The sequence below is a fragment of the uncultured Algibacter sp. genome (genome assembly GCF_947487575.1).
Classification (GTDB): domain Bacteria; phylum Bacteroidota; class Bacteroidia; order Flavobacteriales; family Flavobacteriaceae; genus Algibacter_B.
Map to the genome: position 1 here is coordinate 256,417 of NZ_CANKXG010000002.1, position 24,152 is coordinate 280,568.

Annotated in this window: 21 protein-coding genes; 7 read left to right on the top strand and 14 right to left on the bottom strand. The window is 33.5% G+C overall.

Annotation, left to right across the window (positions count from 1 at the left end; genetic code table 11):
- The first annotated feature begins 2 nt into the window (after window positions 1-2).
- Window positions 3-443 (top strand): sensor of ECF-type sigma factor, encoded by a 441-nt coding sequence (locus tag Q0870_RS03330; protein WP_298551063.1) that lies wholly within the window; start codon window positions 3-5, stop codon window positions 441-443.
- A 15-nt stretch (window positions 444-458) separates the two neighbouring features.
- On the opposite strand, the gene Q0870_RS03335 is transcribed toward Q0870_RS03330, so the two are convergent.
- The 11 genes from Q0870_RS03335 to Q0870_RS03385 form a co-directional block, all read right to left on the bottom strand.
- Window positions 459-1,517 carry an oxidoreductase gene (locus Q0870_RS03335; protein ID WP_298551065.1) on the bottom strand — a complete coding sequence of 353 codons (1,059 nt, stop codon included), beginning with the start codon at window positions 1,515-1,517 and terminating at the stop codon, window positions 459-461.
- Window positions 1,518-1,592: 75 nt separating this feature from the next.
- Window positions 1,593-2,231, bottom strand: coding sequence for an SCO family protein (locus Q0870_RS03340; RefSeq protein ID WP_298551067.1), 639 nt, complete (start codon window positions 2,229-2,231; stop codon window positions 1,593-1,595).
- A 12-nt stretch (window positions 2,232-2,243) separates the two neighbouring features.
- Complete coding sequence (locus Q0870_RS03345) at window positions 2,244-2,768, bottom strand: hypothetical protein (protein ID WP_298551069.1); 525 nt, start codon at window positions 2,766-2,768, stop codon at window positions 2,244-2,246.
- 45 nt (window positions 2,769-2,813) lie between these two features.
- Complete coding sequence (locus tag Q0870_RS03350) at window positions 2,814-3,605, bottom strand: YHYH protein (protein WP_298551071.1); 792 nt, start codon at window positions 3,603-3,605, stop codon at window positions 2,814-2,816.
- Window positions 3,606-3,810: 205 nt separating this feature from the next.
- Window positions 3,811-4,920: a YHYH protein gene (locus tag Q0870_RS03355; RefSeq protein WP_298551073.1), complete on the bottom strand. Its 1,110-nt coding sequence runs from the start codon at window positions 4,918-4,920 to the stop codon at window positions 3,811-3,813.
- Between the two features lie 12 nt (window positions 4,921-4,932).
- Complete coding sequence (locus tag Q0870_RS03360; RefSeq protein WP_298551074.1) at window positions 4,933-5,472, bottom strand: EF-hand domain-containing protein; 540 nt, start codon at window positions 5,470-5,472, stop codon at window positions 4,933-4,935.
- A gap of 125 nt (window positions 5,473-5,597) precedes the next feature.
- On the bottom strand, window positions 5,598-7,043 hold the full coding sequence (locus Q0870_RS03365; protein ID WP_298551076.1) for a CotH kinase family protein: 1,446 nt from the start codon (window positions 7,041-7,043) through the stop codon (window positions 5,598-5,600).
- A 247-nt stretch (window positions 7,044-7,290) separates the two neighbouring features.
- Window positions 7,291-8,619, bottom strand: coding sequence for a sulfatase-like hydrolase/transferase (locus tag Q0870_RS03370; protein WP_298551078.1), 1,329 nt, complete (start codon window positions 8,617-8,619; stop codon window positions 7,291-7,293).
- A 79-nt stretch (window positions 8,620-8,698) separates the two neighbouring features.
- Window positions 8,699-9,232 carry a hypothetical protein gene (locus Q0870_RS03375; protein WP_298551080.1) on the bottom strand — a complete coding sequence of 178 codons (534 nt, stop codon included), beginning with the start codon at window positions 9,230-9,232 and terminating at the stop codon, window positions 8,699-8,701.
- A 97-nt stretch (window positions 9,233-9,329) separates the two neighbouring features.
- Window positions 9,330-9,647, bottom strand: coding sequence for a hypothetical protein (locus Q0870_RS03380; RefSeq protein WP_298551082.1), 318 nt, complete (start codon window positions 9,645-9,647; stop codon window positions 9,330-9,332).
- A 48-nt stretch (window positions 9,648-9,695) separates the two neighbouring features.
- The gene (locus Q0870_RS03385; RefSeq protein ID WP_298551084.1) at window positions 9,696-10,274 is read right to left on the bottom strand and encodes an RNA polymerase sigma factor; all 579 of its coding nucleotides are present in this window, start codon (window positions 10,272-10,274) and stop codon (window positions 9,696-9,698) included.
- Window positions 10,275-11,092: 818 nt separating this feature from the next.
- On the opposite strand from Q0870_RS03385, the gene Q0870_RS03390 reads away from it, so the two are divergent.
- The 6 genes from Q0870_RS03390 (at window position 11,093) to purL (ending at window position 19,393) form a co-directional block, all read left to right on the top strand.
- Complete coding sequence (locus Q0870_RS03390) at window positions 11,093-12,307, top strand: RsmB/NOP family class I SAM-dependent RNA methyltransferase (RefSeq protein ID WP_298551086.1); 1,215 nt, start codon at window positions 11,093-11,095, stop codon at window positions 12,305-12,307.
- Window positions 12,308-12,547: 240 nt separating this feature from the next.
- Complete coding sequence (locus tag Q0870_RS03395) at window positions 12,548-13,078, top strand: hypothetical protein (protein WP_298551088.1); 531 nt, start codon at window positions 12,548-12,550, stop codon at window positions 13,076-13,078.
- 154 nt (window positions 13,079-13,232) lie between these two features.
- Window positions 13,233-13,883 carry a hypothetical protein gene (locus Q0870_RS03400; RefSeq protein WP_298551090.1) on the top strand — a complete coding sequence of 217 codons (651 nt, stop codon included), beginning with the start codon at window positions 13,233-13,235 and terminating at the stop codon, window positions 13,881-13,883.
- 153 nt (window positions 13,884-14,036) lie between these two features.
- On the top strand, window positions 14,037-14,474 hold the full coding sequence (locus Q0870_RS03405; protein ID WP_298551092.1) for a hypothetical protein: 438 nt from the start codon (window positions 14,037-14,039) through the stop codon (window positions 14,472-14,474).
- Window positions 14,458-15,231: a tetratricopeptide repeat protein gene (locus tag Q0870_RS03410; RefSeq protein ID WP_298551094.1), complete on the top strand. Its 774-nt coding sequence runs from the start codon at window positions 14,458-14,460 to the stop codon at window positions 15,229-15,231. The genes Q0870_RS03405 and Q0870_RS03410 overlap by 17 nt, the downstream gene beginning before the upstream one ends.
- Before the next feature lie 484 nt (window positions 15,232-15,715).
- Complete coding sequence (purL, locus tag Q0870_RS03415) at window positions 15,716-19,393, top strand: phosphoribosylformylglycinamidine synthase (RefSeq protein ID WP_298551096.1); 3,678 nt, start codon at window positions 15,716-15,718, stop codon at window positions 19,391-19,393.
- A 78-nt stretch (window positions 19,394-19,471) separates the two neighbouring features.
- Here the strand turns inward: purL and Q0870_RS03420 are convergent, their stop codons facing one another.
- The 3 genes from Q0870_RS03420 to pflB all read right to left on the bottom strand — a co-directional run bounded on the left by Q0870_RS03420 (window position 19,472) and on the right by pflB (window position 23,838).
- Entirely contained in the window at window positions 19,472-20,740 is a 1,269-nt protein-coding gene (locus Q0870_RS03420) for an OFA family MFS transporter (RefSeq protein WP_298551098.1), read from the bottom strand.
- A 38-nt stretch (window positions 20,741-20,778) separates the two neighbouring features.
- Complete coding sequence (gene pflA, locus Q0870_RS03425) at window positions 20,779-21,501, bottom strand: pyruvate formate-lyase-activating protein (protein WP_298551099.1); 723 nt, start codon at window positions 21,499-21,501, stop codon at window positions 20,779-20,781.
- A 111-nt stretch (window positions 21,502-21,612) separates the two neighbouring features.
- Complete coding sequence (gene pflB / locus Q0870_RS03430; protein ID WP_298551100.1) at window positions 21,613-23,838, bottom strand: formate C-acetyltransferase; 2,226 nt, start codon at window positions 23,836-23,838, stop codon at window positions 21,613-21,615.
- Between the last annotated feature and the right edge of the window lie 314 nt (window positions 23,839-24,152).

Here is a 24,152-nt window from a genome sequence, read left to right on the forward strand (position 1 = left end):
CAATGAAAAAACTACTCCCATTACTACTGCTACTGGTATCATTAAATATTTCAGGGCAACAAAACAAAAGAGAACGCATAAAAGCTCTTAAAGTATCCTTTATAACTGAGAAATTAGATTTAACTACTCAAGAAGCTCAAAAATTTTGGCCTGTTTATAATGCCCACGAAAAAGAAATGTTCGCAATTAGATTTAAAGAGATGAGGGACATTAGAAAAGAAATAAAAAATAATATTGATACCATGACTGATGAAAAGGCTAACACCCTTTTAACAAGACTCAATACTGCAGAAATTAAAGCGCATAAGATTAAAGTGGAACTCGTTAAAAACCTATCTAGTATTTTGTCTCCTAAAAAAATAATTCTTCTCAAAGTAGCTGAAGAAGATTTTAAAAGGAAAATACTCGATGAATTTAAAAAAAGAAGAAAAGAGAAAAATTAATTTTCTCTTTTCTTCTTATTCAGTAAACGTCAATTTAGAAATTCTTCCTGTACCAGCTGCATAAGCCGTAGAATCATTTAAAAAACGAATAGTATAGAAACCTTCATCACTTAGATGCGTCCAAGTACTTCCCGAATCATTACTAAAGTCGATACCTTTAAAACCAATAGTCACAAGCTCCTTCCCTTCTCTATTTGGAATATATTGCACACAACTTCTGTATCCTGGATTTTGATTTTGCGCAACTAGCTTCCATGTTTTCCCACCATCTCGGGTTCTAATTTTATTAGCTTTATTATTATCTGGCTTGGTGTAATCGCCTCCAATGGCGAACCCGTTTAACTCATCATAAAAGTCTATAGAATAAATGCCTTCAGTATCTTTTTCTTTTACTATTGGTGTATCAAAAACTTCCCAAGTATCTCCTTTATTTGGAGAATAATAAACTCGGCCTGCAGTAGTGGCAACCCAAGTATTATCTCCAATTATAGCTATATTAGTATCGCTTGCCGCAAAAGCACCTTCATTTTCTGTACCTTTTGGTAGTTCATCACATACCAATTTTCTCCAAGTATTTCCTCCATCACGAGTAATTATGATACTTAAACAACCATCTGTACTATCTCCAATTGCAATACCTTCTTGGTCGTTCCAGAAATCCATGGAATCGTAAAATGCTTTTGGGTGATTTTCTTGGTAGACTATTATTTTCTCATCGTTTTTAATTCTATATAATCTTGCAGGTGACCCTATTGAAAGCGCAAAACCATATCTATTAGTTGACGCAAATGCTCTAAAATTATTACTCACACTATCATGAGCCATTGGAACTGGAAAAATCACATTCGTTTTTTTATCATATTCACTGTAATAAATCACTCCTCCAAACCCATTAGAAGTTAGAAAAAAAATATTATCATCGCTAGTCCTTTCTATAGCTCGAATACTTAAAGTTGAATCTAAAGCATGTGTTTTAATTACAATATTTTTAAAAACTCTAGATACAGGAGCATCCTTTCTTTTACAAGAAAATAAAAACACAATCAATAAAAATATTAGTCCAAACCGTTTCATAATTTTCAAATTTCTATAAAAGTAAAAAAGCTTCATGAATAAACCACGAAGCTTTTTATCAAAAAATCAATCAAATCAAACCTCTTGTTTTAAAATTTTTATATGTCGTTTTAAACGTTCAATGTCAATTTCTAAAGTACCATTATAAACACCACGTATATATCCTTCTTTATCGACTAAAACAAAGTTTTCAGTATGAATGAAATTGCTTTCGTCTTGTGTTTTAGTGAAGTCTTCATCAGCGAAATAGCCTTTTCTTGCCATGCTATAAAGTTCGTCTTTATCACCCGTAACTAAATGCCATTTATCAGGATTCACATTATTTTCTAAACCATATTCTTTTAATAAAGGAACTGAATCTCGCCATGGCATTACTGTATGAGATAGCAATAAAATCTCATTATCGTTTTTATAAGTCTCTTGAAGTTCACTCATATTTTTGGTAAGCTTTGGACAAATCCCTGGGCAGCTTGTAAAGAAAAAATCTGCTATGTATATGTTGTTTTCAAAAGTGGAATTGGTAACAATCTCTCCATTTTGGTTTACAAAAGAGAATGATGGTATTTTATGCTTTGGCGCATCCCATTCTGGTGTGAAATCTGCAGAATTAAAATAAGGTAAAGATGTAATTGGATGCATACCTTTCTTTTCTTTACACGACCAAAAAATCATCAATATAAAAAAACCTATAAGTTTCAAATTAATATTCATCATTCTTTTAAAAATCTATTTAACCTCATTGCTATTAACTGTTACGGTATAGCACTTTTTTAAACCAATTAAGCCAAAACGTTCGCCATTTATCACCTCATAATTTGCTTTAAGAGTGCCATCATTTTTCCACATACGCTGACTTCCTAATTCTTTTCCAGCTACATAATTAAAGTCTCTAAAAATCTGACCTGATTTATACCATTCTTTCACAACACCGTGAAACTCCCCCTTTTCATTAAAATGATATTCAAACTTAGGAGTTCCATCTTCCCACCATGACTTATGTATACCTGTTTTAAATCCTTCTTTATAAAATCTTTCTATAGACTTACTTCCATTTTTATACCATTGCTTTTCATAACCGTGCTTCTTACCATTAACATATTCAATTTTAGATTTTACTTTTTCAGCTTCAAAATAAGAAACTAAAATACCTTCAAAATGAATTTCATTATAAAGTAAAACACCATTATCTAACTTCAGGTTCTCATCCAAAGCATCTACCATTTTTGAACCTGAAGATGTATTGCAACTCAAAGTTATTAAACAAATAATGACGATATATAAATGCTTTAATTTCAATTAACGAGAAATATTTCCTTGTGTTCCAAAATAGCCATTACCGTTTATATATGGGTCTTCGCTTGTAATATGATAATGATAAATCTCGTCAGGAAAGTCCGGAGTTACTCCAGTATGCCCATGATAAACATCTAAATCACTATTCGTTATGATAACTCCATTTTCTACAGGACCATAAACTGGAAATCCGTCAGCCAATAATCCTAAAAAGGCATCATCTCCAAATTGATCTGTTAAATATGTAGGTTCTATATGATAATGATACTGACTTCTGCCTGTTGGATGTCCTAAATACTGATCGAAAGAATTAATTTCATTAGTTAAAGGCTGATCTGGACCAGCATACTGATTAAAAAATACTACGCCATTTCTTGAAATACCAATTGGCCCAAGCGGTGTTGCTTGTTTATTTGTGGCTTCTTCTGGATTTAAGGTTATGGTAAAAACAATGTTTTGTTCTGCTATTTCATTCGGGTTTTGACGAAAGCTTAAATTTGTACCATTATAGTCTTCATAAAGTGGATTATCGGTTGGCCAATACGGGCTTGTATGATTTGGCAGATCTGCTGTCGTGAATGTTACAATATTTCCATTAACTGCATAAGATAATCCTGTGCCTTCAAATTTTGACAGTATACTGCTAATATCATAATCTGTTTCATCCATAACCTCTTCTTGCTCCTCTACTTTCATGGTGTCAGAATCATCATTACTACTGCAAGACATAACAAAAAATAGCATTAACATAAAAGTACTTGATAATAGTACTGTTGATTTTATTAACTTTTTCATGGGTTTCTTTTTCTTTAAATTTTGTTTTTAAACAATCCTATTTATTAAAACACAAATAAATCATTAAAATATTTAATCCTAAAATAACAACAACTATGACTAAAAGTAGCTTTAACAATCTTTTTTGTTTTGAATTCATGCTTATATATTTGGGCTATTTATTTAGATGCTCCTTTTTTAAAAAACTTGCGAAAAAAATCAAAAATTATTCTCTTCGTCTTTGAATTCGATTTAATCTAGACATATTTTCTAACTCAGATTGGACTAAAAAACCGTCATTATTATTATCTATTTTTGAAAATTGAGATGCTAATGGCCCTCTTATTTCGGCTTTAGAAATTTTTTCATCATTATTTGAATTCATGCGCTCAAATAACTGAGTAATAGTTAGTCTACCTTTGCGCTCTTCTTGAATAACTTCTCCCATCAAACATCTACTTACATAAGGAAATTCATTAGTAACTAAATACATATACTTTCCATCAATAGCAATGCCGTTGCATTCATCTAAATCTCCTAAACCATCAACATATTCATAATCTGAAGTGTAGGTGCCATCATGATGTCCATCAACTGAAATATCTCTTACATTTCGTCTCGTCTCATAAGTACAGGCCTCCCCCTTACGAGAACCTCCAATTAATTCATAACTAGGCTTATACGCACCAATTTTAGAAAAATACATTGGAAAACCATCATGAGCAAAACCAATATGAACCAAATCATTTCCTGAATCAAATTTTTCTATCACCGAAGTTGGTGCACCGTGGTAATGATACGCGCCTGTGGGCTGTACGTGTGCATTATTAAAATCTAACCCTAAATTAATCAACTCTTGGAAAGCCTCAACACGATAATTCTCTCCGGTATCGCATGCCACAACCTCAGCAGTTCCAGGTTCAAATTTTACACCGTTTAATGCTACTCCTGGTTCTCTAACCCATTTAGGATTTCCAGTAAATTTTGGGTTTACAGGAAAACTATACGTTCGTTTTTGAGCAGAAATAGTATTTGGATTTCCTTTTCTTGGATATTCACCTGTTTTATGATTTGGCAACGCATTAGTAACCATTTTTCGTGTTTTATCATTTACAATTACAGTTGTTTTAGTTCCAAAGTTTTCATCATTTAAACTATAGTCTCCAAAATAACCACTCAACTTTACCTCCTTTTTTTTGGAATGCGAATGTGAATTTGCGCCATGATAGTGCATGTCTTGGCTTTCGTGTGTATGTGCATTTGAACCTTTAAAACTATTGCAACTTAGTACAACGATTATGGTAAAAACACTAAATATTACATATATTTTTTTCACGATTTATTATAATTAGTTTCTACTTTGAGGTTTTCTTCTTTTACTTTCAGATAAAAACACCTTCAACTCTTCTAAACTAATTTGGCTATTCATATCTGTATCAATAGCTTTAAAATTCTTTAATATATGACGATTACGTTTAGAACTTAACTCTTCTTCGCTTAATAGTCCATCATCATTTTTATCTGCTTTTTTTATGATTTTTTCAGGTGAAACTTTTTTAGATTTCCCTTTCTCAAAGAAGGTTTCTAATTCTTCTAAAACTAAAAACCCATCATCATTTACATCGATTATATCAAAATTATCAGATAATTTACCTCTTTTAGCTTTACTCGCTTCTTCTTTACTAATCTTATCATCATCATTAGTATCTAACATTGCTAATATTCTGGATGCATCAGGTTTTTCGCGTTGTTGCTGTCCGCCTCTTTGGCCTCCATCTCTATTACCTTGCCCGTCTCTTAGTGGCCCTCCTTGTCTTTGAGCAAAAACACCTAGACATAAAAACATTGCAAACGCACTAATTACTATTTTAAAATTTTTGTTTATCATGGTATTACTTTTTTACATTATATTTTTTTAGATGCTTTAATTTGATAAAAACTTGCGTTCTATAAATAAAAAGCCTCGTGATTTAAACTAAGCTTTTTTTAAAACCTACTAAATCTAACTATTACTCATTCATTTAAATATGCATTTACTGCAGAAGTACGAGAAGACACATGGGTTTTCAACTGATTAATCGCTACTTGAAAATCTGAACTAGAATTTAAAAACGTATACCCATCAATTTCAGATATTGCATAAGGCTCGATTAAAGCGGCATACAAATCGTAAAGTACTTGAACACTACTAACATTAAAAGCACCATCAACAACCTCTTGAAGGTAGTTTTTGTATTTAGCTTTATATACTTCATCTTGATACATATTACCAATTATTGGCCATTCTGTAGTGTTTAAATCTGAAAAATCTAAGGCTAATGAACCTCCTCTTTTTCCATCTTGAAGTGCTTCATTATTATCCCAAGGAATCCAAGTTAATTTGCTAGTATCTGGGTTATTGTAAAGAAAATAATTATGTGTCATACGTCCATAAGTATCCCAATTTTGAATGACAGTATTAACTGCTAAGTATTTTAAAAACACATCGGTATCAAAAACAGTTTCTAGATTTGCTCTCCAAGTATCAGCATCAGTGGTTCTTAAATCATCATTTATAATATTTAATAGTGCTTGAACATCTGAAAAATCAGCTTCATCCTCATTCGTTTTCTTAACATATTCATCTTCACTAAAAGTTCCTGCCGCAAAACTGGCTGCATCGCCATCTGGCTTGTACAAATTGCCGTCATCATCAGCAAATTGTTCATCTATAACAGTATCATCAACTTCTTCAACCAAGGTATACAATCCAAAATATTGAGGACCATCACCATAATCAACATAAAGTGTATAAAATGCCGTATGCGAACCAACAAGCCCAGCATTTCTAAAAACATCGCCAGCAACTTTTTCGCGCAACATAGATCTATCATCATAATTATTTTTAAGGCTTAATTTTTTAAATCCATAAAAACGTTGATTATCAATTTGTGGATAATCATCTTCAAACTCATCAAAATCTAATTTGAATGATAATTTTAAAATACCATTTCTCCAACTCGATTGTAAACTTGAGTTGCCTTTAAAACGAACGCCTACTCTATACCATTGTTTATCGTTATAAAACACCTCTGCTGGAACAAAAATTGGGTTTTCATCGGTTTCAACTAAACCTCCTCCGGGGCGGCCACCACCTGCACCAAAAGCGCCATAATTTGCTGCCATATCATCCAACATACTTTGCCAACGCGTTTCTGTGATGACTATGTCTAGTCTTTTTACTGCATGGTCTTCAAAAACTTCATTAAAATTAGGATCTACATCTTTAGTGTGTGTTTCCGTTGTCCAATCCGTGGCTTCAAAATCTGTATCATCAATAGTAACTTCTTCCTGCTCTTCTTCCTCTTCCATTATTTCCTGTTCTGCTGTGTCGTCATTACTACACCCAATAATCCATAATGCGAGAAATAGAAATATGGATGCTTTAACTACCGTTTTAATTGAATTTATTGTTTTCATATTTTTAGTTTTTTAATATTATTTTCTTATTTGTTTTCAGACTATTCAAAAGATTTTTTCGACATAAATCGCATGACTGCAGAAACTAATACTGTTGTTTTAAACCCTTTATTCATTTTTTTATTTTTTATTGTTATGAACTTTTAGATGCGTTCTCTTTTTTAAACTTGTGCATCATTTTGTTAAATAAAAGCCAAAAAAAAGCCTCATGAAAATTCACGAGGCTTATATTATTTAAACAAATTACTTATTGCCTAATATCAATTAGTTTCGAAGTTAAATTATCCTTTACTGCACTGTTTTCATCACTTAAAGGCAATTGATTTGTATTTAATAAATTGGGAGCTTCAAGAGGATTTACACTCAGATTGTAAAACGCTTCAGACCCATCATCAAAAAGAATATACTTATGCGTGGTGTTTCTAATCGTATAATCAGAAGCTATATCGCTACCTATTTCGGTATAGGCATATTCCCTTGAGTTAGTTGAACTGGCACTGGTAAACAGCTCTTTAAAACTGTTACTATCATTAATGGTTGTTGAACTTACACCAGCAATGTTTGATATTGTAGCAAACAAATCTGTTGTACTAATAAGAGCATCTTCTGTTTGGTTCATTCTTGTCACATTTTTTCCTGCAATTATCATCGGTACATTAACACCTCCTTGATAGACTGAGCCTTTAGCTCTACGAGAAGGGTAATCTTGAACAACCTTATTAGGCGTACCATTATCACCAATAAAAATAATAATGGTATTATCTCTTTCTGCTTCAGTCATTGAATTAATAAGTCTGCCTATTTCGGTATCCATAGCTTCAATCATAGCCATGTAATAAGGTAAAGGGTTAGCATCTACACTTGCCTGATCTGATGGTAAGCCATCTTGATTATGCAAATCGTTTGGAGGCAAATGGAATGGTGTATGCGGCGCATTATATGCTAACCATAAAAACCAAGGCTGTACTTGCTTACCTACCCAATCAATAGCCAAATCAGTAAATTTTGATGTTGTATACGCATTAGAAGATGCCGTGACACCATTCTCGGTTAAACTCCAATTGGAATATGATCGCACACCTCCGCCTAGTATACCTGCATAATAGCCAACTCCCATATTAGTAGGGTGATTAGCATCATTAGACAAATGCCATTTACCTATTACAGCGTGGCTATATCCAGTAGCGTTATTATCCAAGTGTTTTTGTAATGAGGTTTCAGAAATAGACATCCTATCATCAACATTCAACACATTTGTTCTAAAACCATATTTTCCTGTTAGTATAGTTCCTCTTGTTGGTGTGCATACTGGGTTAGACCACACATTATTAAACGTTATGCCTGTATTAATTAAATGCTGCAAATTGGGCATATTAGGTTTAACAGTACCTAAATTATATCCTGGCGTAGCATCTAATCCCATATCATCAGCAATAATCAACAAAATATTTGGAGAATCACTATGCTGAGACATCTCATCATCTTTATCAGAATCCATTGATTCAACGTCATCATTTGCACATGAAAATGAAATACTAAAAATTAATAAGTAAGCAATTTTAATTTTAAGGTTCATAAGGAGTTATAATTTAGTTTCTGTTTTTGACCTTGATTATTCCAAAAAGTTTAATCAATTAATTGAATAAAATGAATTTCTAATATCTAGGCGGTCGATTTCCATTTGGTCTATCTGGATGTTGCGGTCTATCTCTATTAGGTCTTCCTTCTGGCGGCGGTCCTTGTTCCCTTGAACCATGCCTTAACGCATCCTTTATAATTTTACTAAATTTTTCTTTTTGCTGGTCATTACATAACTCCCGAACTTGCTTAAAATGACGTAACACTTCTAAATCCTTAGCGGCCTCACTTTGTCCAATTAAATAAGCAAGAGCTTCTGTGTCTATATCCGTTAAAGAATCATCAGATAACCCTTTAAACAAATCATCTTTCCAACCACGAATATCATCAGAAATACCACGCATTTTTCTACGATGTGTTCTAGTCAAAGCTCTAAACTCCTCTTTTTGCGCATCATCAAAACCAAGTTCCTTTCCCAAAAAAGCTATAGGAGGTTTCCGTTCTTGTAGCTCTTGTTCCTGTTCTCCACGTCCTAAATAATTATAGAGAAAAAAACCATTCACAACAATTAAAAAGACAAGTAAAATATATAAGAGTAAATTTTTATTCATGAGATAGTTTTTATTATTTTTCAATGGACTCATGTAACATCCAATTATTATTAGTGCTTAAATTTTGAGTTTTTAACTTTGTATGTTTCATGTTAAATTAATTTAAAATTGATGTCTCATCATTATAAATTGATAATCCATAAGACTCAGCAAACTCACTCACATTTTCATCGTAAGAAGATGAGTCGTCAAGCTTAGTAAACGCAATCACATTTAAAACAACTACGCAAACTAAAGTTGCTAATTGCAATTTAGGAGTAAACCAATTCCAAACTGTGCTTGCTTCTTCTTTTTCTGCAAATAAACGCTGCATGGTTTTATCCTTAAAAAAAGGAGACACGCTTACAGTTTCAATAGTATCCATGGCACTTAGCGTGCTATCTATTTTACTTTGTATGTTTTTATTTTTGTCCATTTTATGGTGTTATATTATTTTAGATGCATTTTTTTTTTAAAACTTGCGTTACTTTTCACTTTTATAAAATTTCTCTAAAGAAACCTGTAAATTCTTTTTTGCTCGAAACATTAATGATTCTACAGACGATAAACTCCTCTCGGTAATATCACAAATTTCCTGATAACTCATCCCATCCACTTTGCTTAATGTAAATACCACTTTCTGCGCTTCTGGTAGCCTATTAATAGCCCTAAAAAGCGTTTCACTTTTCTCTTTATTCTCCAATAAAACCCCAGGATGGTTCATTTCTGTAAAATATTTGGTTTTATCCATCGGTATTTCATTTCCCATTATAGATTGCAAAAATGCAAAACGCTTTTTTGTATTCCGTTTTCTAATAAACTCTAAACACTTGTTAGTTGCAATTCTATAAATCCAAGTCGATAATTTCGAATTACCCTTAAATTTCCCAATCGAATTAAACACCTCCAAAAACACCTCCTGCGCAACATCTTCCGCATCCTCGGTATTAGGCACAAACGAAATACAAGTCGCAAACACTTTCTGCTGAAAATCATCCAACAACTTACCATACGCATTAGCGTTATGATTTTTCAATCCCTCAATAAATTCGTTTTCAGTCAAATAATCGGTGTTAAACTTAATAGATTCGCGCCTTCGCGAGAATAACAATTTCAAATGATGCATCAAAGCTAAGCTTTGATGAAAACTTTTCTAGTTTAGATGCTAAAAAAAATTAAAACTTGCGTTTAAAAATTATTTGGGCGTTACCCCTCCTATGGTCGGGGTCAGGCTTTCCGTTCCAAGTCCTCACACCTCCTACGTCGGGCTGCGGGCTATCCACTGCTATCCTTAACGCAAAAACCTCCCCTAGCCCCTCCAAAGGAGGGGAAACTATACGGAGTAAGCAATGTACAGAAATAAATTACAAACTTAAAAACCCACCCCTTAATCCCCTCCTTGGAGGGGGAAAACTCATTCTTGATATGATTTTAGAAAAAAAAAGGAAATAAGAATTAAACCAAACCCTAACATATAAATCAACACCCCATTCAATTCGCAGAATAGATTTAAAAAGCTCCGAGAACAAGAAGCGCATTCTAAAAAAGAATGAATAAATGCCGCTGGCTTAAACATGATTTTTTGGTTTTAGTATTTAGCTTGAAATACCTCCCAGACATTTCAAGCTAAATAGTCTATCAAAGCAAAATGAACAGAAGAAAAACACAATATCGAACGTTAGTAAAACAATAAATCACAGAACAATACAAAGAGCTGTCTCCTAACGTAGGTATAACAAACAGCCCACCATTTAAACCCATAAACAAATCCACAATTAAACAATTTTAAACCGTACCTTTGCATCCTTATAATTTATAAAGTTCAAATTCAGTTTAATGTCAATGACTGCTTACTGAATACTGAACACTGAGAACTAAAAAATGCGATTACACAGAAACCTCTGCTTTGCAGTTATAGACGGCCTAACCCTAATCTTCAACGAAGGCAAGTACGCCGACAAGGTTATACAACAACTATTAAAACGCGATAAACGTTGGGGTTCACGCGATAGAGGTTTTGTTGCCGAAACCACTTACGATATGGTACGTTGGAAACGTTTATACGCAGAAATTGCAGAAGTAAAAGAACCCTATGATCGTGATAATCTATGGCGTATGTTTGCCGTTTGGGCAACATTAAAAGGCATAAAATTACCCGATTGGAAATATTTTGAAGGCACACCATTACGTAAAATAAAAGGACGTTATGACGAGCTTTCAAAAAACAGAAAGTTTAAAGAATCTATCCCAGATTGGATGGACGAAATTGGGGTAAAAGAATTAGGAAAAGACCTTTGGAGCAAAGAAATTGCTGCACTAAATGAGCAAGCCGATGTAATTTTAAGAGTAAACACCCTTAAAACCACTAAAGAAAAACTGCAAACCACGCTATTCGATTTAGATATAGAAACCGAATTTTTAAAAGAGCATCCAAGTGCGTTAAAATTACAAGAACGCGCCAATGTGTTTTCAACCGAAGCTTTTAAAAACGGACACTTTGAGGTTCAAGATGCAAACTCGCAATTAGTAGCCGAATTTTTAAATGTAAAACCTGGTATGCGTGTTGTAGACACTTGCGCAGGTGCAGGTGGAAAAACATTGCATTTAGCCGCTTTAATGGAAAACAAAGGGCAAATTATTGCTATGGATATTTATGGCAATAAATTAAACGAATTAAAACGTCGTGCAAAACGAAACGGAGCGCATAACATTGAAAACCGTGTTATTGAATCTACAAAGCCCGTTAAAAAATTATACGATAAAGCCGACCGTGTTTTAATTGATGCGCCGTGTTCTGGATTAGGTGTTTTACGCAGAAACCCAGACGCCAAATGGAAACTGCAACCCGAATTTATTGATAAAATAAAAAAAACACAGCAAAACATTTTACAACAATATTCAAGAATGGTTAAAGCTGGTGGTCAAATGGTGTACGCAACCTGTTCCGTATTACCATCTGAAAATCAAGAGCAAGTTAAAACCTTTTTAGCCTCAGAAGCTGGTGCCAATTTCAAATTATTAAAAGACAAAAAACTATTATCGCATAAATCTGGGTTTGATGGCTTTTATATGGCATTGTTGGAGCGTAAAGCTTAATTTCTTGTCACACTGAGCGCAGTCGAAGTGCTGTTTTAAAATCTCATTATTATCATAAAAAGCATTGAAAAAATCCTGATAGAAAACTATCAGGATTTTTTGGTTTTGTTTGTAGGAAAAATTAATTATATTTACGTGATGATAATGACCAAAAATTAACTTTATCCTGACTAATTCAGGGGATATGAGTCATAAAAGTAGTTGTATAACGAGTTGTGCCACATTTGAAAAACGCTCTATATGGAGAAAAAGACTTTTGAATTATTACAGGAAGCTAGTAAAAATCCTGTAAATCAATCTGATTATAAATCGACTGTTTCTAACCGAGAGCAAAGAGCTTCTGACGGCGAAAAACAACAGAGATTAAGCTATCTATTAAGTCAAGGTCTTGTATCTCACACAAAGGACATTTATATAATTAATGAATATGGTTATCACGTTGCTCAATTTAAAAGTTGGGATGATTACCTTATTCATAAAAAATCATTATTTGACAAGAAACTGCAAAAAGAAAAATACGATTTACACATTTCTTGGTTTCAGTCTAAAACTGGTTGGCTTCCTTATTTGGTTTCAGTTGTTGGACTTGTTTTTTCTGTTTATGCATACAATAATTCTAAAGATAAAACTCATAATAAAGAATCAGACCAACACCATAATACATCAAACCATAAGCGCATAAAAGATATAGATTCATCCACCAAAAATACTCTGAATGAAAAGGCTGTAAATAAGGATACTTTTCATTTAAAGAATCTAAATAATCAATAACCGAATAAAAAACGTGGCACAACAATGTATATAAAAAATTGCTATTTCTGTTCTTTTCTCTATGTTCCATCTTTTCTGTTTTGTTTGTTTTTTAAACCGAAAAGTGACGCACATTAACACGCAACTTTTCATATACTAAACCGTTACCACACATATGAGAAAAACGCTAATATCAATATTCACACTTTCGATTTTGACCATGTTTTTCTGGAATTGCAAAGAAGAAAAAGCTATTAGTGAAAGTGAATTTGAACAAACCGTTTTCTACGAAATATTTCCTGCAATCTTAGATTCAATCTACTACGAGAAAAGACTAGCCCCACCACCACCGCCACCACCCGAATTTTTCCAAAAAGAAGAATATAAAAACGACATTGACAAAGGAATTCAGGACTATAAACAAACTGACAAGTATAAAAACGATATTAAAAAATGGGAAAGAAAAAAAGACTCTCTGGAAAGAGATAATGCTTTAATATATTTAGTCATTTCTGATTCTATTGGTGGATTTGAAAAATATAAAATTGACCTTAATAGACTGAAATCAAACAATGAAAAGTTTAAATTCAAATATCGCTCGGAATTCCCAAATGGACGTGAATTTTGGCGAACTGAATATGACTTTTTTATTGCAGCAATCATTCAGTTTGGTGGAATAATATTTGACAAAACTAAAAATTCAGGCGTGCTGAATGGAGGTTATAATATGGGAATTTTAAACGGAAGCGGCTTTAAAATTTTTATCAAAAAAAATGACAACGGAAAATGGATAATAGATAAAATTGAGGGAACTTGGATTTCGTAAATAAAATACGTGTGGTAACAACGTGTATAATTAATTGCTTTGGCAAGTGATTATTTGGAAAATTCCTTCGGAATTTTCTTGCGTTCGTTTTTGTTTACTAAATTAGTTGCTTAAACACGCAACTAACCATACACAAACCCGCTGCCAGTAATTATGAAAAAGCTTTTTGCAATCATTTTAACTTCATTAATAATTTCTTGTTCTGGAAAGGTTTCAGACTGCGAAAAACACTCTTCTGCTTACTGGACTACAACTATATTTGGCAAACCTCATAATACAAGAATTGAAGGAGAGAATTTTACAATCCGAAAAGCATTTGCTGAAATCAAGAAATCGGAAAATAATATTGAGCCAAAAAATGGATTTATAACATTAAGATTGCATTTAGATAAGTACGGGAGTTTTTGTAATCAAGAGAATTTTCAAATTAACACAAACTACCAACCTATCGAGTTTAACGATGGTAAACTGATAAAGAAGCTTGAGAAAGTATCAAGTAAACTTAATAAATGGAAAAATGATACAGAAACAAAAACTTACTATTTGATAAGGTTCACAATAAAAGACGGGAGAATTGAAGAAATTTTTTAAAATAGCAGGAATCGTAATTGGCATCATATTGATTTTAATAATCTGTATTGGAATCTATGGACATTTCAAAGGGAAAGAAATGATTGAAACTGCTAAAGAAAAATCTCATAGAATCGAAAATTTTGAATCAGGATATAGTGATGAATATATGGAATATTCAGTTGTAAAATTTAACAAAGCTGGGGATTTTCATACTGGTTTTAAATACCTCAATAAAGCAGTAGAATTAAATCCTTCATCTCATCTAGGTTATAGGGGATGGATAAGATTAAGAAAAATAAGAGATTATGACAATGCTCTCATTGATTTTGACCGACTTGACAGTCTAACACCAAATTTTGTAGACGCTCCTTTGGGGGAAGATATTGACTTTTTGCGAGGAGAGTGCTATTTCGGAAAAAAGGACTATCAAAAAGCGATTGAATTATTTAATCGTAATATTAAGAACCAAAAAGAGGATTGGGCTGATATTCATAGTTTCGTTTATCTCGGACTTTGTGAATACAAACTTGGGAATTATGAAAAAGCAATTACCGAATTTCAGCGAGCATTAAAGCAAACCGAAAGTATTCCTGAATCCTATTTTGGAATAGCTAAAGCTCAACAAAGACTAGGGCAAACCGAAAAAGCAAAAGAGAATATTATAAAAGCAGAAAATAGTATGCATTATAAAAGAGATGATCTATACAATGAGTTTCTTAACGAAATTTATTTGTCTGAAATATTGGAATTTAAGCAAAAACTGAATAATAAATAACTGGTTACAACAATGACTATAAGTAATTGCTCGTTATTACCTATTTTGGAAATTCCCCTCTACAGCTAAGCTCGACTTAGGGGCGTTACAATTAACAAATGATATAAACATTTAAGCATTCTGTCATTCCTGCGAAGGCAGGAATCTAATTAATAGAAATTTAAAAAAATGGATTCCTGCCTTCGCAGGAATGACAAAAACACGGGTTGAGTAATGCCCCCCCGCTCCCGCTAGTTTTCAAAACTAGTAGCGGTAAGAATAAGTAAGGAATAGTTATAACAAAAAGTAATATTACCGCCAATAAGTATAACTTAGCGGTAGCCTTTAGGACTTCTAAAAAGTTTATCTTGAGTACCCCGAAAGAGTAAAATACTTGTTGAAAATACTGTTAATAACAGCTTCTGGTTTCATAAAAAAAACAACTTTGAATCGTGAAAAAAGTGTATTTTTGCACTTTCTTTAAACACTCACAAATTAAGACCTAATGATTCATTTCTTTGGAAACGTAACCGGCAAAGTATTTGCTGTTCAAACAACAAAAGAATTATCTACCGAAAGTATTTCGAAATTAACGTGGCTTTTTGGCAACCAGCCTAAAATTGAGCAAGCATCATTGGATGCTTTTTTTGTTGGCCCGCGTGCAGCAATGATTACGCCTTGGAGTACCAATGCAGTTGAGATTACCCAAAATATGGGAATTCAAGACATCATCAGGATTGAGGAATTTAAAGCGGTTGCAGACGATTATACCGATTTCGACCCGATGATTTCGGAGAAATTTGATGGTTTAAATCAAGACTCTTTTACGATAGATATTAAACCTGAACCAATTTTAAATATTGACGATATTGCGGCTTATAACCAACAGGAGGGTTTATCGTTAAGTGATGAGGAGGTTGATTATTTGGATGGTGTGGCGAAGAAAATTGGCAGACCCTTAACCGACTCTGAAGTGTTTGGGTTTTCGCAAGTAAACTCGGAACATTGTAGACATAAAATTTTTAACGGGACGTTTGTAATTGATGGAGAGGAAAAACCAACGTCGCTTTTCAAATTAATTAAAGAAACATCGAAACAACATCCTAACGACATTGTTTCGGCTTATAAAGATAATGTGGCTTTTATTAAAGGCCCAATAGTGGAACAGTTTGCGCCAAAACGTGCGGATGTTCCTGATTATTACACTACTGAAGATTTTGATTCTGTGATTTCGCTTAAAGCTGAAACACACAACTTCCCTACTACCGTTGAGCCTTTTAACGGTGCTGCAACTGGTGCTGGTGGCGAAATTAGAGATAGACTTGCTGGTGGAAAAGGATCCTTGCCTTTAGCAGGAACTGCGGTTTATATGACCAGTTATTCGCGTTTGGAAGAAAACAGGCCTTGGGAGCAAAAATTTGAGGCTAGAAAATGGTTGTATCAGACACCCATAGATATTTTAATTAAAGCATCAAACGGTGCATCTGATTTTGGAAACAAGTTTGGGCAGCCGCTTATTTGTGGTTCTGTTTTAACTTTTGAGCATAATGAGAACCCGTCTTCTAGCGACTCAAAAGCAAGAAAATTAGGTTTCGATAAAGTGATTATGCAGGCTGGAGGTATTGGTTACGGAAAGGCTGAACAGGCTTTAAAAGATACACCAAAAACTGGCGATAAAATTGTAATTCTTGGTGGCGAAAATTACCGTATAGGTATGGGTGGTGCTGCGGTATCATCAGCTGATACTGGGGCGTTTGCTTCTGGAATTGAATTAAATGCCGTACAACGTTCTAACCCAGAAATGCAAAAACGTGCTGCAAATGCGGTTCGTGGTATGGTAGAAAGTGATGAGAATTTTATTGTTTCTATTCATGACCATGGTGCTGGTGGCCATTTAAATTGTTTATCTGAATTGGTTGAAGATACTGGCGGAAAAATTGATTTGGATGCACTTCCTGTTGGAGACCCAACTTTATCTGATAAAGAAATAATCGGTAATGAATCGCAAGAACGTATGGGCTTAGTGATTGCCGAAAAACATGTGGAGACACTTAATAAAATAGCTAACCGAGAGCGTTCGCCAATGTACACTGTTGGAGATGTTACTGGCGATGACCGTTTTACGTTTCAATCTAAAACCAAAGGCAACAAGCCTATGGATTTAGCAATGGAAGATATGTTTGGGAGTTCGCCAAAAACAGTTTTAACGGATAATACGATTGTTAGAAATTATAAAAACCCAAGATATAAAACCAAAAACTTAAGCATCTATTTAAATCAAGTGTTACAACTTGAGGCTGTGGCTTGTAAAGATTGGTTAACTAATAAAGTAGACCGTTGTGTTGGTGGTAAAGTTGCTAAACAACAATGTGTTGGACCTTTACAAATTCCGTTGAATAACGTTGGTGTTATGGCACTAGATTTTAAAGGAAAAGAAGGTGTAGCAACATCTATTGGGCACTCGCCTATTTCTGGATTAATTAATCCGGTTGCAGGAAGCAGAAACTCAATTACTGAAGCTTTAACTAACTTGATTTGGGCGCCTTTAAAAGATGGTTTACAATCGGTTTCTTTATCTGCAAACTGGATGTGGCCTTGTAAAAATGAAGGTGAAGATGCGCGTTTATACGAAGCTGTTCAAGCCATTTCTGAATTTTCTATAGATTTAGGCATTAATGTGCCTACAGGAAAGGATTCCCTTTCTATGAAACAGAAATACCCAAATGAGGATGTAATTTCCCCTGGCACTGTTATTATTTCAGCTGGCGCTAACTGTAATGATATTTCTAAAGTTGTAGAACCTGTTTTCAAACAAGAAGGGGGTAATATTTACTATATTAATGTTTCGCGGGATGAATTTAAATTGGGCGGAAGTTCTTTCAACCAAGTTTTAAATACCATTGGAAATGATGCGCCAAATGTTAAAGATGCGGGATATGTTAAGACTGTTTTCAATACGATACAATCTTTAATTGTTGATGATAAAATTGTTGCAGGACATGATGTGGCTTCTGGTGGATTAATTACAACGCTTTTAGAATTGTGTTTTGCTGATGTAGATTTAGGTGCTGATTTAGATATTTCTAAATTGAGCGAAGAAGATGATTCTATAAAAGTTTTATTTGCTGAAAATTCAGGACTTGTTTTTCAAGCTGATGCTTCAATAGAAGCTATTTTATCTAAAAATAATATCGAATTTTTCAATATTGGTTCAGTAAATAACTCTGGAAACTTAAATATTAAAAATGGCGATGACACTTTCGCTTTTGATGTTGCTGAAATGCGAGATGTTTGGTATAAAACCTCTTTCTTATTAGATAACAAACAAACTGCAAATGGATTAGCAAAAGACCGATTTGACAATTATAAAAAACAACCTTTACAATATACATTCCCAAAACATTTTACTGGAAAGTTACCTGTTATTGGAAACACAAGACCAAAAGCAGCTATTCTTCGTGAAAAAGGAAGTAACTCTGAACGTGAAATGGCAAATGCTATGTATTTAGCTGGTTTTGATGTGAAAGATGTACACATGACCGATTTAATTTCTGGTCGTGAAACCCTAGAAGATATTCAGTTTTTAGGAGCCGTTGGTGGTTTCTCTAATTCTGATGTATTAGGTTCTGCTAAAGGTTGGGCAGGCGCTATTAAATACAACGAAAAAGCAAATAAAGCCATCAAGAATTTCTTTGATAGAAAAGACACGTTGTCTGTTGGAATATGTAATGGTTGTCAGTTATTCATGGAATTAGAGGAAATTAATCCAGACCATGAAATCCACGGTAAGATGCATCATAACGATTCGCATAAACATGAAAGCTCTTTCACTTCTGTAAAAATTCAAGAGAATAATTCAGTTATGTTATCTAGTCTAGCAGGTACAGAATTAGGGGTTTGGATTTCGCATGGCGAAGGAAAATTTAGTTTACCATACTCAGAAGACAAATATCATATTGTTGCTAAATACGGTTACGAAGGGTATCCTAATAACCCTAATGGTTCAGATTTTAACACCGCTATGATGAGTGATAAAACAGGCCGTCATTTAGTAACGATGCCACACATTGAGCGTTCTACGTTCCAATGGAATTGGGCTAATTACCCTGATGGACGTAAAGATGAAGTATCGCCTTGGTTAGAGGCTTTTGTTAATGCAAAATTGTGGATTGAGAAACAATAATTATAGATAAAAAGCCCTAAAATGAATATCCATTTCGGGGCTTTTTGACCAATACAAACAATACTAAAAAAAATATTTTTAAGCAAATTTCAACTTCTCGTCTGCTTCTTTTTCCTCTTTTCTATACGCTTTCACTACAGTACGCTTCATTAATAAAGACACCAATAACGCAATAACAAATAACCCAGCAAAGACCTTAAGTGTTGTATCTAAAGAACCTGTTGCATTTTTAACCATGTCGTAAATAGTTGGCCCTACTACACCTGCTAAGCCCCATGCTGCTAATACCATACCGTGGATTGCTCCTAATTGTTTAGTACCAAACAAGTCTCCTAAAAAGGCTGGTAAGGTTGCAAAACCACCACCATACATCGTTATTACAGTAAACAAGACTATTAAAAATGCTAGTTCCATACTTATTTGTGGTAAGAAATAGAAGGCTAAAATTTGGAATACAAAGAATATGATATACGTATTTGCACGTCCTAAATAATCTGATAATGTAGACCACATAATTCTGCCTAATCCATTAAATACACCTATTAAACCTACAATTCCCGCCGCTTCCATGGGTGTGTAATTCAATTTCTCTTGCATCATTGGGCTTGCTGCTGAAATAATTGCAATACCACATGCAATATTTATAAACATCATAACCCAGATGTAGTAAAAACGAGGTGTTTTCAAAGCTTCATTAGCCGTAATATTTGCCATATCTTTTTTAATAGTTTTACCTTCTCCTGGTTTAAAACCATCTGGTAAATAGCCCTCTGGCGGTCTTTCAATATATCTTGCAGAAGATAAAATAAGCACCATATAAATTAATCCTAAAATGTAAAAGGCATTTGAAACACCAACAGAATCAAAAAGTGACTGCATAACAGGTCCAAATATTAAAGCTGCAAAACCAAAGCCCATAATCGCCATTCCTGTGGCTAAACCACGTCTGTCTGGAAACCATTTTACCAAAGTACTAACCGGCGTAATATATCCTAGACCTAAACCAATACCACCAATAACACCATAGCATAAATAAAATAGCCATAGCGATTCTAATTGAACTGCTAATCCTGAACCTAAAATACCTAAACCATAAAATATACCTGCGGTTGTTCCGCTAACTTTGGGTCCTACTTTTTCTACCCATCTTCCTAAAAATGCTGCTGATAAACCTAATAATAAAATGGCAATTTTAAATGCCCATTTAATGACACTTCCATCAACATCAAATATATCTTTTACTGGGTTTGTCATTACCGAATAGGCATATACAGACCCTATAGAAATATGTATTCCCACAGCTGATGCTGCTATTAACCAACGATTTTTTAATTTTTGTGTACTCATAATTATTTGTTATTTGAGTTTTGCTATAAAGCACTCAATTAATTCACTCTTACTTCCTTAAAATATTGTTTCAAAATTGCTACAGCTGCATCAATTTCCTCTGGCGAATTTTCTCTGGCATCTTTTAACTGATAATCCCATTCTAAAGCATCCCATTTATGGACACCTAACTTATGATAGGGCTGTAATTCTATTTTTTCAATAGTATTATAATCTTTAAAATGTTCGCCCATGGCATGAAGCAACTCAGGTGTATTAGTTATTTCAGGAATTAATACATAGCGTAACCACATTTTTTTACCTGAAGCTTCTCTATGCTTTGCGAAATTGAATGTTGTTTCTTTGTTTTTTTGACCTGTGATGTATTCGTAACCTTCCTCATTCATGTGCTTAATATCTAGCATCACTAAATCGGCATACTTATCTAATAACTCTTCAGAAAAATGATTTAAAACCCTTCCGTTAGTATCAATATTAGTATGAATATCTTCTTCTTTTAATCTTTTGAAAAAAGGCACCAACTCTTTGGATTGTAATAAAGGTTCTCCACCAGAAACAGTAACGCCTCCTCTTTTTCCAAAATAAGGTTTCTCCTTGATTGCCATTTGAACTAATTCTTCAATGTGATACTCTTTTCCGCCATGCGTATCAATAGTATCAGGATTGTGGCAATACAAACATTTTAGTTTGCATCCTTGTAAAAATATTACCATTCTTACACCAGGGCCATCATGCGTTCCAAAGGATTCAATGGAATGCACTCTTAATATGTTATCTTTATGTTTGATGATTTGTCTCTTTAAAAATTAGCATCTGAAAAGAAAGCTTTTCACACTCCCTCTTCAGATGCATACAAAATATAAATAGAGTGTTTAGATTGACTCGTGGAAAGATCTAGTAATCACTTCCATTTGTTGTTCTTTTGTTAATCTCACGAAGTTTACCGCGTATCCAGAAACTCTAATGGTTAACTGTGGGTATTCTTCTGGATGTTCCATAGCATCTAGTAAGGTTTCTTTATCTAAAACATTCACGTTAACGTGTTGTGCGTTTTTAGAGAAATAGCCATCTAAAATACATGACAGGTTTTCAATGCGTTCTTCTGAATCAGTTCCTAAAGATTTTGGAACTATCGAGAATGTATTTGAAATACCATCCTGAGAATCTTTATAATCTATTTTAGCAACAGAATTTAATGACGCAATTGCGCCTTGAGAATCTCTACCGTGCATTGGGTTTGCCCCTGGTGCAAACGGAATTCCTTTTGCTCTACCATCTGGTGTTGCTCCTGTTTTCTTACCATATACCACATTTGATGTGATTGTTAACACAGACATTGTAGGTTCTGCATTTTTATATACTGGTAATTTTTTCAATTCATCATTAAAATCAGCAACCGCATTTGCAGCTAATGTATCCACACGATCATCATCATTACCATAGCAAGGAAATTCGCCTTCAATTTTAAAATCTACAGTTAAACCGTCTTCATTTCTAATTGGTTTTACTGTAGCATATTTAATTGCTGACAATGAATCTGCTACAATTGATAACCCAGCGATTCCATAAGCAATATTAATACTTGGATTAGTATCAATTAAAGCCATTTGCGCTTTTTCGTAGTAATACTTATCGTGCATGTAGTGGATAATATTCATAGAATCGTTATACACACGTGCTACTTCTTTCATAGCAATTTTAAAGTTAGCCATGACTTTATCAAAATCTAATGTCTCACAATTACAAGGCTCAATGCCATCAACCATTTGTGTTCCTGTGATTTCACACTTACCACCATTAATAGCCAATAACAATGTTTTAGCTAAGTTAGTACGTGCTCCAAAGAACTGAATAGCTTTACCTAAAGCTTGATAAGACACACAACATGCAATACCATAATCATCAGAACCTCTGTTAGTTCGCATCATTTCGTCATTTTCAAATTGAATTGAAGAGGTGTCAATGGCTACTTTAGAACAAAAATCTTTAAAATTCTGTGGTAAATCTTTAGACCATAGCACCGTCATATTTGGTTCTGGCGAAGCTCCTAAATTGTAAAGTGTATTTAAGAAACGGAAAGACGTTTTAGTGACCTTGGTTCTTCCATCATCAAACATACCGCCAATAGCCTCAGTTACCCATGTAGGATCTCCAGCAAAAATTTCATCATAAGCACTCATTCTTAAATGACGTACCATTCTCAATTTCATGACGAATTGATCAATAAATTCTTGAGCTTCTTCTTCAGTAATTAATCCTTCTTGTAAATCGTTTTCAATATATACATCTAAGAATGTAGATACATTACCAAGCGACATTGCAGCACCATCTTGCTCTTTTACAGCAGCTAAATACCCCATGTATGTCCATTGTACCGCCTCTCTTGCAGTTTCTGCAGGACGATTCAATTCTAAGTCATATTTATTACCTAAAGTAATAATTTCCTTGAGGGCTTTAATCTGATCTGATACTTCTTCACGTAAACGAATAACAGCATCTGTCATTGGTCCACCAATATTTGCTAAATCTTGTTTCTTAGTTTCAATTAAAAAATCAATACCATAAAGTGCTACACGACGGTAATCTCCAATAACTCTACCACGTGCATAGTTATCTGGTAAACCTGTTAAAAATCCTAAAGAACGGAATTTTTTAATCTCTGCATTATATGCTGAAAACACACCATCATTATGTGTTTTTACATATTTAGAAAACAACTCAGTTAGGTTATCGTTTGGTTTTACACCTTGTTCTGCCAATGCTTTTTGTACCACTTTAAAACCTCCAAAAGGTTTCATGGTACGTTTTAATAACTCATCAGTCTGTAACCCAACAATAACTTCATTTTTCTTATCAATATATCCTGCATTAAATGCACTAACTGTTGAGATTGTTTCAGTATCTAAAGCAAGAACACCATTGTTTTTGAGTTCTTCTTTTGTCGCGGCTTTACATATATCCCATAAACTTTTAGTTTTTACACTTGGGCCAACTAAAAATTCATCTGTACCGTAATAAGGTGTTACATTATTGATTACAAAATCTCTAACGTTAATACCTTCATTCCAAATTCCTGGTTTAAACTGTTTTACTTTCATCTCTATTTTGTATTTATATTTTGTAAAATCTATGTCTTTATTTGACTATCCAAAGATAAAAACAGGCTATTTTAAAAAACATGACAATTATCATTAAACCCAACAAATCAGAGATTTACTTATAGATATTATTCACGAAAACGTTTGAATTAAAGCCTAAAAAAATAAGAATTATTCAACATTTAATTTCAACCTCTAAAGAATAATTAACGAAAAAGTGTTTTCATAATAAAAAAGTATTCTGAGTTTATAATTTTCAACACTTATTCGTAAAAAGAAAATATGCTACACTCTTTTTTTTGAATTATTTTGAA